11 protein-coding genes are annotated in these 13,631 nt (G+C 42.6%); 9 read left to right on the forward strand and 2 right to left on the reverse strand.

The annotated features are described in order from the left end of the window. Window positions 1-4: 4 nt before the first annotated feature. The 9 genes from ACRWQL_RS07060 to ACRWQL_RS07100 all read left to right on the forward strand — a co-directional run bounded on the left by ACRWQL_RS07060 (window position 5) and on the right by ACRWQL_RS07100 (window position 8,304). On the forward strand, window positions 5-970 hold the full coding sequence (locus ACRWQL_RS07060; protein ID WP_434928293.1) for a hypothetical protein: 966 nt from the start codon (window positions 5-7) through the stop codon (window positions 968-970). Between the two features lie 12 nt (window positions 971-982). Continuing rightward, the gene (locus ACRWQL_RS07065; protein WP_226411127.1) at window positions 983-1,882 is read left to right on the forward strand and encodes a DUF350 domain-containing protein; all 900 of its coding nucleotides are present in this window, start codon (window positions 983-985) and stop codon (window positions 1,880-1,882) included. A gap of 5 nt (window positions 1,883-1,887) precedes the next feature. Next, complete coding sequence (locus ACRWQL_RS07070) at window positions 1,888-3,666, forward strand: polyamine aminopropyltransferase (RefSeq protein ID WP_434952886.1); 1,779 nt, start codon at window positions 1,888-1,890, stop codon at window positions 3,664-3,666. A 77-nt stretch (window positions 3,667-3,743) separates the two neighbouring features. After that, complete coding sequence (locus tag ACRWQL_RS07075) at window positions 3,744-4,157, forward strand: YjfI family protein (protein ID WP_226411131.1); 414 nt, start codon at window positions 3,744-3,746, stop codon at window positions 4,155-4,157. 10 nt (window positions 4,158-4,167) lie between these two features. Then, on the forward strand, window positions 4,168-4,857 hold the full coding sequence (locus ACRWQL_RS07080) for a PspA/IM30 family protein (protein WP_434952887.1): 690 nt from the start codon (window positions 4,168-4,170) through the stop codon (window positions 4,855-4,857). A gap of 6 nt (window positions 4,858-4,863) precedes the next feature. Then, entirely contained in the window at window positions 4,864-5,517 is a 654-nt protein-coding gene (locus tag ACRWQL_RS07085; RefSeq protein WP_226411135.1) for a hypothetical protein, read from the forward strand. A gap of 18 nt (window positions 5,518-5,535) precedes the next feature. After that, the gene (locus ACRWQL_RS07090) at window positions 5,536-5,862 is read left to right on the forward strand and encodes a hypothetical protein (RefSeq protein WP_226411137.1); all 327 of its coding nucleotides are present in this window, start codon (window positions 5,536-5,538) and stop codon (window positions 5,860-5,862) included. A 128-nt stretch (window positions 5,863-5,990) separates the two neighbouring features. Then, complete coding sequence (locus ACRWQL_RS07095; RefSeq protein WP_434952888.1) at window positions 5,991-6,803, forward strand: ion transporter; 813 nt, start codon at window positions 5,991-5,993, stop codon at window positions 6,801-6,803. 313 nt (window positions 6,804-7,116) lie between these two features. Beyond that, entirely contained in the window at window positions 7,117-8,304 is a 1,188-nt protein-coding gene (locus ACRWQL_RS07100) for an HD-GYP domain-containing protein (protein WP_434952889.1), read from the forward strand. 156 nt (window positions 8,305-8,460) lie between these two features. On the opposite strand, the gene mrcB is transcribed toward ACRWQL_RS07100, so the two are convergent. Both mrcB and hrpB read right to left on the reverse strand, forming a co-directional pair. Continuing rightward, complete coding sequence (mrcB, locus tag ACRWQL_RS07105; protein WP_434952890.1) at window positions 8,461-10,767, reverse strand: penicillin-binding protein 1B; 2,307 nt, start codon at window positions 10,765-10,767, stop codon at window positions 8,461-8,463. A gap of 45 nt (window positions 10,768-10,812) precedes the next feature. Then, window positions 10,813-13,380, reverse strand: a complete 2,568-nt coding sequence (hrpB, locus tag ACRWQL_RS07110) for an ATP-dependent helicase HrpB (RefSeq protein WP_434952891.1) — start codon at window positions 13,378-13,380, stop codon at window positions 10,813-10,815. Between the last annotated feature and the right edge of the window lie 251 nt (window positions 13,381-13,631).

The following is a 13,631-nucleotide window of genomic DNA, read 5'->3' on the forward strand; positions in this document are numbered from 1 at the left end:
AAACATGGCTGGCAAGTTTCCCCGTGTATTCACGTTTTTTATCATGCTTTTTATCGGCCTAAATCTTACGGGCTGCGGTGATGATCGACCTGAGCAAATCGCAAAATATCAACAATTAACCACACAGCGTTTAGCGCAACTAAAAAGCGGTCTTGAAAGTGGTCAATTACGCAATGCAACCTTGTTAAAGCAATACAGTGAATTGCTCACTAGGCAAAGTCCTGATCTTGCGCCATTAATCAGTGAGCTGGCATTAGATGCCACCACCCTTGGGCCTATGTACCAATCTTTGCTGCGTCGCAATGCTGACTTGGCGAATGCGGCTAATTTTATTGACTTAGACCAGCAACTGGCTGAAGCGGAAAACGTCTACCAAGCCACTGACACCAGCTTGTATAACGATATGTTGTCAGACCCGGTTAACGTGGTTGCCGATTTATCTCAAGGTAAATTAGCTCGAGTAAATTCTATTAGCCGTGAAGCGGCAGCGTTAGCCAATGGCAGTGAAGATTTTGGTCCAGGCAGTCAATTGGTAGGTAATCCGTCTTATGGCAGTTGGCAATCGAACTCAAGCGGTACATCGTTTTGGGCTTGGTATGGCATGTATGCGATGTTCTCTAATGTCTTCCAACGCCCTATTCGTTATGACAATTGGTCAAGCCGCCGTGGCTATAGCTACTACAATGATGTCGGCCGCTATCGCTACACCTCACCTCAGCAAGCAACCTCGCAGGCTAAAACCTATGAGCAAACCAAAAAAAGCTTCGCCAGCCAAGGTAAAAAGTTTGATAGCCCGTACGCTAAACCTCGTACAGGATCAACCAGCTTATCTCGTCAAAGTACTAGTGCCCCTAAAGCCAGTAGTACAACCCGTACAGCAAGCAATAAGTTTCGTTCAAACTATTCAAAAACGAGTAGTTTCCGTAATTCAAGTAGCCGCACCACTCGCGGCATTAGTCGTGGCAAATAGGTAGGACTGACAATGACATTTCTTCAACAATATGGCATCACAGAGCCACTACTCATTATTCTTGCGATTGATTTAACTATCGCAGTTATCTTATTAGCCTTAATGCGTTATTTGCAGGGCTGGTCAATTAAGGTTAATAGCACCCAAGAACTGGCAGTACGCGATAATTTTGCCTTTGGTATTAGCACTGCTGGCGCAGTCGCTGCTTTAGGTATTGTGCTAACAGGCGCAATAACCGGAGAAGCGGCAATATCATATACCACAGAAGCCATCGGCATGACCGCCTACGGTTTTTTCGGGCTAGTACTGATTAAGCTAGGGCGTTATCTCCATGACAAAATTGCCTTAAATGAATTTAATAAAAGTGATGAAATACTTAAGGGTAATGTATCAGTTGCTATAGTAGATGCTGCGGCAGCTATCGCAACGGCGATTATAATTCGCGCCGTATTAATGTGGGTAGAAGACATCACTATCGACACTTTCATTGCCATTTTCAGCGCGTTTTTAGTGTCACAATTAATCTTAGTTATTTTAACTCGCTTGCGTGAAAGCCGTTATGCCAAACGTAATCAAGATGCCTCAATGCAACAAGCGTTAAAACAAGGACAAACAGCTCTAGCGATACGTCACAGCGGTTATATGATTGCGATGGCACTTAGCTTTAATGCCGCCAGCCACTTTATTCTATACATTCCAACCGCCTATGTGGGTAATCTTATCGGCTGGTTAATTTTCTCTTTTGTGATGCTAGTGCTGATGAGTTTGGTTATCATGCTAGTCAAAAAGTTAGTCCTTGCTGGTATTAACTTAGCCGAAGAAGTCGAAAAACAACACAACATCGGTATTGCCGCGGTTGAAATGGCAATCAGCATTGCTGTTGCCCTAATCTTAACGGCATTAATGGCTTAACAACTATGTCTAACACTTTGCTTGAAACACAAACACCTCAATCAACAGCGGAGGATTTCAAGCAAAGTGATGCTGCCTCTCCAACTTTACCTATAAATAAACGTATCACCTGGTTTGATGATGCCTTACTGCTGGGCATTATGGCACTGCTTGCAGGTTGTGGTTTAATCTATGAGTACCTACTTTCACATTATGCTGGAAGAATATTAGGCGCGTTAGAAGCCGCTATTTACACCATGATCGGCTTAATGATTGTCTCTATGGGAGTTGGCGCATTTGCCGCACGTAAAATCAAATGTGCTTTCACCGGTTTTGCCATTTTAGAACTAAGTGTCGCCTTGTGTGGCTCGTTCGCCATCATCATTACCGCGGCAGTTATTGGCTTTGGGCAACAACTGCCATTGGCTATTGCCAGTAACTTAGGTTTGCCACCAGATCAACTGCCAAACGGTGGCTTTATTGCCACATTACAGTCGCTAAGTGAATACCTTCCCTATGTTTGGGGAGTAATATTAGGCCTGATGATTGGTATGGAAATCCCGCTGATCGCCAGGGTCAGGCAGTCGCTTTCAGAAGCGCATTTACTCCATAATGCGGGGACGATTTACGGTGCGGATTACGTAGGTGCAGGGATTGGTGCTGCTATTTGGGTATTCTTTATGTTATCGATAGATATCCAACTTGCTGCCGCACTCACCGCCAGTGTAAACCTGATTGCTGGCGCTATTTTCATTTGGCGCTTTTGGCATAATATCAACCATGCAAAATGGCTACTTGTCGGGCATATCATTGCTAGCGTCTGCATTGGACTATTGGCAACCAAAGGGCCACAGTGGGAACAACATTTCAATAATTTGTTATACAAAGATAAAGTCGTATATGCAAAATCAACCCGTTTTCAACAGCTCACTTTTACCGAGCGGTTACGAGGTAATGGATTAGCCCCAGTTTATAATTTGTATATCAACGGCCGATTACAGTTTTCCAGTAGTGATGAACATATTTACCATAACTTCTTGGTTCACCCGACCTTGGCAGCCAGTGCACGCCATGACAATGTGTTAATTATTGGTGGCGGCGATGGTCTAGGTCTAAAACAAGTACTTGCTTGGGAACCTAAAACAGTCACCCTTATAGATTTAGATAAAGACTTAGTCAGCTTATTTAAGTCACCTCCCGATGACATGCCAGCTTTTTTAAGCAAAGCAATGCTGGAATTGAACGGCAATAGTTTAAATGACCCCAGATTGACACTTATCAATGATGATGCCTTTAATGGGGTAGATAGCTTAATTGCGCAAGGTCAACACTTTGATGCCATCATTGTTGACTTACCAGACCCTAGTCACCCTGATTTAAATAAACTTTATTCCGATTTATTCTATCGTAAGCTAAATGAGCTACTCAGTGCCGATGGTATTATCACCGTACAATCAACCTCACCTTATCATGCCCCTAAAGCCTTTATCTCTATTGGCAAAACCCTAGCGTCTGCTGGCTTTAAAGTCGACCAGTTCCACCATAATGTCCCCAGCTTTGGCGAATGGGGCTGGAGCATTGGCAGTAAACAAGGTTTATCACCTAAACATAGGTTGGCGGCACTTCCTCAACTGCCTATTCAAAGCGACTGGCTCACCTTAGGCTTAGTCAACGGAGCATTCGAATTTCCTGGCAATTACTATGCTGAACAACAAGATGTCAAAATCAACCACATTGGCTCATTACAGCTTTACCATTATCATTTAGCTGCATGGTCTGAAAATGAAGTGATGAATCTTTTTTAATGGACACGATAGCACTTGACATATTATGTCTTGATGCTATCTTTAACACAGACATAATATGTCATATAAGGACAACTATGAACATCCACACTATTGCTAACCACTTAAATGGTCTTTGTGACAAAAGCCGTACCGGTTTTCAATTTGATTGTTACCCCATTGACGGGGAAGTAGAAGTGCTTCAAGTCAACGTTGTTGGCCGAGAAGAAATTCCGGTTTTTGTCTCAGTGACTGACAACCAAATATTGTGCATCAGTTACTTATGGGGCGAAGATGAAGTCAATCAATCACGCCGCGCAGAAATGTTTGAGACCATGTTAGAGCTCAACATTCCAATGCCACTATCTTCATTCGCAAAAATCGATGATAAATATGTGGTTTACGGTGCATTATCAGTCGAGTCCAGTATGGAAGAGATTGAGCAAGAATTAGCAGTACTTTCAGACAACTGTTTGGAAGTGATCGATGAACTCTCAGAGTTTTTGAATTAAGGAGTCAATTATGGGCATTTTAAATAAAATCCTAACCGCATTTCGTGGCGGCGCGACAGAAGTTGGTCAAAGCATTGTTGACGCAAACTCAACACGTATTTTTGAACAAGAAATTCGTGATGCAGAAAAACATTTAACCAACGCCAAGCGCGAGTTAACTGACGTGATGGCGAAAGAAATGCAAGCCAATCGTGAAGTTGACCGCTTAAAGCGCAGTATTGCTGAGCATGAAGGTTATGTCACTCAAGCGCTTGAGAAAGGTAATGAAGCTTTAGCAATTGAAATTTCAGAAAAAATTGCTCAACTTGACCAAGAGTTATCTGAGCAACAGACTGCCAATGATAGCTTTAGCTCGCATGCTGTTCGCCTTAAAGATTTGGTTAAGAAAACTGAACGCCAGTTATCTGATTACCAACGTCAATTAAGCATGGTAAAGACCACTGAAAGCGTGCAAAAAGCCACTGCGACCATTACTGACTCATTCGCCTCAAGCAATTCAAAACTGCTTAATGCTAAAGATTCTTTAGAGCGCATCAAAGCTCGTCAACAACAGTTTGATGATCGCCTAAAAGCATCTGAAACATTAGCGGAAGAAAACAGCGACAAGTCATTACACGCCAAATTAGCAGAAGCTGGCATTGGTGAGCAAAAGTCGAGTGCTAATGCAGTACTCGATCGTATTAAAGCACGTAAAGGCTAATTGATTATGGGATTTTTAAGCGGCCTATTCGGCAAAAAAGAAGCCCCTAAGCGCCAGCTTGACCATCCCAATAAGCTGCTCAAGGGTGATATGTTAACCCTTGATGACAGCTTTGCGTTGCCCGCGCAATTGCGCGGACAGCAGCTAAAGGTTGAAGCTATCCACACTTACGAATATGAACGATCGCAGCAATGTGAATACTTATTACGTGGTCACAGTGGCAGCCCTATTTTTATGTCATACGTGGTGGAAGACGAAGCCTATTTAAGTTTTTCTATTAAAGTGAATCGCGACACCGTTGATAAGCTTTTTGACTTAGATGCTTTTGCTGAAATTTTTGAAGAACCAGGCAAAGCGACTCTAACCTTACAAACGCTATCAGCTGACACAGCTGAAGAGTTTGGTCAGTGGCTGTCCGACGATTATCATCAAGTGGAATTTGCCGGTTTTGGTTATTTTCACCGTGAAGATTACCGCGGTCAAAAGCCGCCACAGGATGAAAATGGTGCCCGCGGCGAAGCATTTGAAAGTTACTCACTCATTAATAACCAAGACACTCACGCGCTTGATATTGAAGTTTATGAAGGTGGCGACACTGAGGTCATGTTGACTTTATATCGCCCTTTAACGGATATCCGCGAATACTGGCCTGCAAGCTAATCTAGGAGAGTCGACGCTATGAGTAAAGGTAAACCATTACCAGAGAAATGGTTAAATAATCAAAAAGCCGCCAAAGCCACTCAAGTGGCTTTTGATATTGATGAGCAATTTCAATATTCTATCCGTAAGGCCGCCCTAGATCGCGGCGTTAGTCCTTCTGATCAAATTCGCACTATTCTGGGTTTGTCAGTATCTAAACGCCCTAAGCGCCCTAGGTTGACTGTATCGCTAAGCGCTGATGATTATGTATTGTTAGCCGAAAAATATGCCTTACCATCAGATGCTCAGCTTGAAATCAAAAAACGAGTATTGGATGATCTGGTTCATTTTATCGATAAGAAATAATGACTCATTGTTTTACCGATAATGAATAAATACTTAAAACGCGTTAGACTTTTGCCTAGCGCGTTTTTTTATGTCAAAAATGCCACTTAACGAATCCAAGATCTACTTTTACTAAACGGACTTTTTTGATGATCAAATCTAAGCGATGGGCTACTAAAAATATTAACTCGCTCAATCCTTTTGATTTTGCGATGATGATTTTATCATTTTTCTCGGTGATCATTGTTTTAGCATTGACCTTTGGCAAGCTCGAACCTGAGACCTATCGTATTTTATTGTATATCGACGGCGGTATTTGTTTTGTTTTTATGAGTCGCTTTTTTTGGGGCTTGTTTAAAGCACGCAATAAAGCTTACTACTGGCGCCATCATTGGATAGATTTTGTTGCCAGCATTCCCGCTATAGAAGCATTAAGAATTGCTCGCGTATTTCAAATACTGCGCGTTATTCGACTGATCCGCACCAGCCGCTCGATTTTTTTACCTTTGTTGAAGCAAAAAAAGCAAGCCACATTGGCAAGTTTGCTGCTAGCGATGGTACTCATTTTAGCTAACGCTTCAGTACTGATTCTTATCGTTGAGTCGGGTGTTGATGGCGCAAACATTCATACCGCAGAACAAGCTATTTGGTGGGCACTAGTCACCATTTCAACCGTAGGCTATGGTGACTTTTATCCAGTGAGTACTTTAGGGCACGTCATTGGCGGTATTGTTATTGTCAGTGGCGTAAGCTTTTTTGGGGTAATTTCAGGTTATATGGCTTCAGTTTTTGTCTCCCCCGATGAATCGTCTGAGCGTAATGAAGCACATCAAGAAGCGATTAAAAATGAGTTAGAAAATGCATTATCACGTATGGAAGCAAATCAAGCTAAGATGGAACAAAACCAAATAGCCATGCTGAATGAAATCGCTAAATTAAAAACTAATATAAGCAATAAGTAATCACTAAACGACAGGTAATAATCACTGGGTAGATCAATATTAAACAAATTAACTCGAGTTTCAAAAATCGACTTACTTCATACTATTAATCCATATAAGTCAGCTGATAAACGAATCAAGCCTGCAGGATCAAAATAGTAACTGAGCTAACCCCTTGGGTAAAATGACTATTATGAAGGTTAATAAATATCGTCATAACCTCATGCTTGAATAGGTAATCTCTCGCTGAATATGCTAAATTGATTAACAATGTTAATCAAATGTTGTCTTGACCCTACTCGTTTTCAGTCCCCTTTTTTGGAGTAATATGTGCATGAACGATTCTGTTGGATCAAAAAATGTCATTAAAATCCCAATTGATAAGCTTGTACTAGGGATGTTCATTGTGGCAATTGATCGCCAACAAGACAAAGTAGACGTGCTTAATCCAGGCCAAATAAAACACATTGATGCCATCAATAAACTGATAAAAAATAATATCACCACAGTATGGGTCGATATCGAACGCTCGTCGGACTCTTGTGGGCTAAAAACAACAAAATCAACTGGCCTAAACCCTCTAGTACGAAAAGCCATTTCCTCGCGAGAAGATAAACGCACCTATGCAAAAAAACTCCTCACTGAAGCAAAAAGCTTAATTCAAAAGGTGCTATCTGAAACCTATGAAGGCAAAGCGATTGAAGTCGGTCCATTCGAGGCTGTTGCCGACCAGATGATTGAGTTGATATTAGATGATGCCGACGCCTTTAAATGTATCTCAGCACTGCGCACTAAAGATGCTTATTTGATGGAACATTCTATTAATGTTGCGTTTTTACTGGTGACTTTTGGCCATCATTTAAACCTTGATACCGACTTACTTAGGCAAATGGCTGTCGGAGGTATTGTCCACGACGTAGGCAAAATTCAACTCGATAATAACATTTTACACAAACCCGGCAAACTTACTCCGGATGAATTTGAGCATATGAAGTTGCATCAAGTCTATGCGATGGCCATCATGGATGATACCCAAGGCTTGTCACAAATAAGTAAAGATGTCTGCCTTATGCACCATGAGAAAATTGATGGTCGTGGTTATCCTAAGGGTTTAGAAGGAGATGATATTCCTCTGCATGGGCGCATGAGTTGCATTGTTGACATATTTGATGCCCTTACTGCAACGCGTTGCTATAAAGAAGCCATGAGCCCAGCAGCAGCATTCAAAATTTTGATCAGTTTAACCCCATTTCATTTAGACCAAAAATTAGTTTATGAGTTTATCCGCTGCATTGGAATATATCCGGTAGGCTCACTAGTACTGCTGTCTAATGAGCAAGTCGGGATAGTTTGGCAAGCTAAAGGGCGCGATGCATTACACCCAATAGTGAAATGTTTTTATTCGCAAAAAAATAAACGCTACAGCGAAGTCACTATGATTGATTTATTAAAATCTGAGGTTTATATAGAGCGAGGAGTCTCTCCGAGTAGTTTAGATATTGACCCGTCTTCATTTTATTAAGCATATCATTGATTGTTTTATACCAGCGTCACGAAACGATGAGCATACAAGCAAGCAGCTAAAATAAGCCATACGTTAATGCCGTGATGTTTATGCTTCACTCATGTTGCACTCACGCTGCAAATTGCAGCATGAATGCCTTAACAAAAGTCGTCGTTACTCGCCAAGCAACTTTTGCCACCAAGATAATGATTCACCACAATTTGCTGCGGGTTTGTAACTGACCTGATGGGCGGGTAAGTTAACCACGTTATGACACTTGGGTTGCATAGCTGCACCATTTGTCTGGTCAAAATAACCATTCACAATGCCGTTAACCGGTGGCATACGTAAACTTAACGGCGGACGTTGGTGTAAAAATGCCTGGTAAACCGCCATAGCGCCACTGCTGCCATATAAACCCGTTTTACTGTTATCGTCCTGTCCGACCCAAATAGCGGCGACATTTCGCTCGTCAAAACCCGCAAACCATGAGTCTCGGCTGTCGTTACTGGTACCCGTTTTACCGGCCAATCTAACACCTGGAAATGCTGCACCTAAGCGTTTAGCTGTGCCCTTTTGTACAACATTATGCATAGCATACTGCACTAAATAGTCAGTTGCGGGATCAATGGCTATTTCATTTGCTAAACGGTTGACCTCAAGCGGCGTATTTTGACTGTCTAACACCGCAGTGATCGAAGTCAGTTTGCGATAGCGCCCTTCATCAGCAATGGTTTGATAAACCTGTGCGACCATTAACGGCGAACCGTTCACCGCGCCCAATAACATAGAAGGATAATGCGGTATAGCCTCATGCCAACCAGCTTTTTGAATGGTTGTTGCGACGTTATCAACCCCAACCGCTAAACCCGCGTTAACTGTTGGTACGTTCATTGAGTGGGTGAATGCCTCTAATAAAGACACTTCACCACTAAATTTTTTATCCACATTATTGGGTGACCAGGTTTTACCTTGTTCATTTTTCAAGGTGAGTGGTTTGTCAGCTAATGGGCTGGCTAAAGTAAACTTATCCGCTTGAGCTAACGCTGCAGCATATACGAACGGCTTAATGAGCGAGCCAATAGGTCGGCGAATTTCAACCGCACGGTTAAAACCGTCATAGCTAGGCTGTTTGTCCCCAACCATTGCAGCAATACCACCGGTGTATTTGTCTGTCACTACCATGCCAACTTGAATGTTTTTAGCTCGCTTATCTAATGACTTTAACGTCGACACAACAGCTTTTTCAGCCGCATCTTGAGCCATAGGATCAAGTGTAGTGTAGACCTTTATGCCTGACTGGCTTAATAAGCTATCACCATAGCGCTGACTTAATTCATTTTTTACCACAGCAAAGAATGCGGGCAGTTTTTGGTGGACAGATTTTTTACCATCCCTTAAACCTAAAGGAGATTCTGCCGCGGCTTTGTACTGCGCGACGGTTAGCTTGTCATGCTCCATTAAAATACGTAACACTAAATCACGTCTTTCTTGTGCACGAGCTGGATATCGCCAGGGGTTGTAATAAGACGGGCCTTTAATCACCGCCACTAAAAATGCTTGCTGCGCCACGGTTAGCTCCGCCACTGGGCGACCAAAATAGAACTGTGAGGCCAAACCTATTCCATGTACACCACGGGCTTTATCTTGCCCCATGTAGACTTCATTTAAATAAGCTTCAAGGATTTCCTCTTTGCTGTAACGAAAATCAATAATAATCGCCATTAATGCTTCACGAGCTTTACGAATAAGTGAACGTTCACTGCTTAAAAAGAAGTTTTTAGCCAATTGCTGAGTTAACGTCGAGCCACCTTGTACGGTGCGGCCTGCGGTAATGTTAACCACGACAGCACGGGCAATGGCCAATGGGTTAACACCATGGTGATCATAGAAACTGCGGTCTTCTACTAACAATAATGAGTCGACAATTAATTGAGGCATTTCCGGAGTGCGCACGAATAAGCGGTCTTCGCCATCGCTGGCAATCATACGATCTAATAAAACAGGTTCTAAGTGGAATACTGCTAATTCACGTTTATCACTCATTCGCTCAACAGAATTAACTCCTAAGCTATCAAAACTTATCATCACGCGTTGTTCAGCTTGATTTCCCTCTGGGTGTAAAAATGGCCTACGCCACAACTCTATACGCGTGCTCGATGCAGAAAATTCACCCACTTGGCGGGGATTAGCCACTTTGCGATAGCCCAGTAATTTAAGCTCAGCCATAAGTTGTGGATGATTAATAGCAGCCCCAGGATAAAGTGCCATAGAACGACTGAAGACTTGTGCAGGTAAATGCCATTTTTGACCTTCAAATTTTTGGCCAATAATTTGATCAAGATAAATAGCGTAAAAGGTCACCAATGCGAGACCGACGAGTGACAGTTTCCACGCCAATGAAAGTAGACTTAGCAACCAGCCTTTTTTGTGCTTTGAGGATTTTGTTGTTGATGTCTTTGTTGCTTTATTTTTTGCCATGTTGCTCTACAAGGTTATTAATAAGATAAAAATTGCTTCAATGGCTTATAAGCCTGGAGTTTTCTTTTTGGTAAATTTGGTTGCCTTTGTATTGGCAGGGTCATCTGGCCACAAATGCTTAGGGTATCTGCCGCGCATTTCTTTTTTCACTTCGACATAAGGCCCTTGCCAAAAGCTGGCTAAATCGGCCGTTGTCGCAAGCGGTCGCCGCGCGGGTGACAATAATTCCATGGTTACGGTCAGTTTACCATTAAATAATACCGGGCTTTGACCCATGCCGAACGCTTCTTGTAGCCTAACGCTCAGTAAAGCCCTTAATTGTTCATACTCAAAATACGCCTGGCCATATTCATCCACAGGCAGCTGATATCGAATAGGCGCATGCGTTCCGGTAGACATCAGCCAGCTAGTAGGTGCTAGACTATTTAAAGTTTGCTGTTGCTCCCAGGTTAGGTGATTAATTAACAGTTTGCCGCAATCTAGCTTAGTCAGTTGCGCTAAGCTGCGTACATCAGTTAAGTAAGGCATTAACCAATGAGTTGTACTGGCCATTAAACCGGCATCAGTATAATCGGGCCAAGGGTGTTTGGCTGACAAATCTGACAACAAATGCGCGGCCATTATCACCCTTAATTGCAGCTGCTTAACACTTTCATCCATATTTAAAATGGCTAGGCCTTTTTGTTGCACCAATGCCATTAATGCAGCTCGAATATCGGTTGAACTGATACTGGTGTCAGCGACAGATTTAAGCACAATACTGCCTAACTGTGTTTGGGTTTGCGCAAAGAAACGTCCTTTAGCCTCATCCCAACCACTCACCCTTTGCTGAGTCACTAAATGTGCAAGTTCATCATTTAATAAACGCTCATCTAACGCACAGGCTAGATACACTCTGCCTGCATTTCTACCTTGGGTTTCTTGAAAATCCGCAACCACTAACCATTGTGCATGAACGAGTGGATCTTGAGGGTCCAGGGTAACGCCGGTACCATTACTTAACACAAAACCTAACTGGCCTCGTGCTTTGGCTATGCGGTCTGGATACGCTAACCCCAAAAGATGGGCAATATCATAATCACTCGCTAGGTGAACAGACTGCTTAATATCTCCCTGAAGTGACAATTTCTTTTGCCACTGTTTGGCTTGTTGGCCTATTTGCCCCTGACAAGCCATCGACAAATAGCCACTAATATCAGCGCCTTTTGCGGGTAAACCTCTGGCTTCTATTATGCCTGCAATTAAGCAGGCTAATAATGCAAACTCAGGTGTACCATTAAGTTGCGCTAATGCTTTGGCGCTAAGTAACATATGCGCCAGACGTGGATGACACCCTAATTGGTGCGCCTCTCGGCCTAATGCGGTAATTTTATGATCGCTATCAACCAACTCAAGCTGGTGTAATAATTGCCAAGCTAATTGCTCGTTCACTTTAGGGGCTGGAGTTAATAGCGCTAAATCACTAAATTGCTTTGCGCCCCAACAGGCGCAATCTAATGCTACGCTGGTCAGCTCAGACAACACGATTTCAGGGGATGTTGCCTTTAATAAACGCCCTTGTTCTTCCTGGCTCCACAGTCTAACCGCTGTTCCGGCTGATAAGCGCCCAGCTCGGCCACTTCGCTGCACAGCAGACGCCTGGCTAATGCGAGTTAAACTCAGGCGTGATACACCGGTTTTAGGGTTAAAGTTAGCACTGCGCTGATAGCCACTGTCAACCACCATAGTTATACCTTCAATCGTTAAACTGGACTCGGCAACGTTAGTGGCAAGCACTATTTTACGAAAACCTTTAGGGGCTATTTGAATCGCTTTATCTTGCTCAGCTGCGGTTAAGTCACCGTATAAAGGACACAATAAAATATCTTGGCTTAACCTTGGCTGTAATAAACTCGCTAAGCGATTTATTTCGCCTCTTCCGGGAAGAAAAGCCAATAAAGAACCATTTTGCTGTGCACTATCACTTTTTGACTCAAGCATTAACTCGGCAATAATTTTAGCCATATGGCTAAGCCAATCTGGTGAAGACCCTATAGGTGAATATTTCACATCAACAGGAAAGCTTTTTCCTTCGCTGTATATAACCTGCGCTTCTGGCATTAATATCTGTAGTGGAAGCGCTTCTAGGGTTGCTGACATTGCCAAAATAATCAGATCTTCACGCAATGATGATTGCACTTCTAACGCCAAGGCTAAACCAATATCAGTGGGTAAATGGCGCTCATGAATCTCATCGAAAATAATCATCTCAATGCCGTTTAACTCAGGATCATCTTGGATCATCCGCGTTAAAATACCTTCGGTGACCACCTCAAGTTGAGTCTTAGCAGTAACCTGGCTATCACCCCGCACTCGATAACCCACTTGCTGACCAAGGGGTTGATTGAGTTGCTGTGCAATAAAGCGCGCCACATTACGCGTTGCTACTCGACGAGGTTCCAGCATTAATATTTTGCCCTTAATTTTACCCGATTGAAGTAAAGCTAAAGGCAGTGCAGTTGATTTACCTGCACCTGTGGGAGCTTGTAAAATAATTTGATTATGAGATGAAACCGCATGCAAAATATCAGGCAATACAGCGGTAATAGGCACATTTAAAACAGCAGGAGTCATGTTGGTTACATCAGCCATAGGGCTAGTTGAAGTCAAATTATTTAACAAAGTGTAAATGATTTAAGGGGGCCTAAGGAGCTACAGTTAATGTTTTAATGCGTGCTTTTATTTATGCTTACATCGAACATATATGTTCACAATAATGGGGTACGGTCAAATCCATTAGTCAATTTAAAGCCATGATTAATATTGCCATCAATATTTTATATTGCGTCATTTTACTGTCCCTGTGCACTATTGCAAACTCGCAA

The sequence above is a fragment of the Shewanella sp. HL-SH4 genome, from assembly GCF_051164845.1.
Lineage (GTDB): Bacteria > Pseudomonadota > Gammaproteobacteria > Enterobacterales > Shewanellaceae > Shewanella > Shewanella glacialimarina.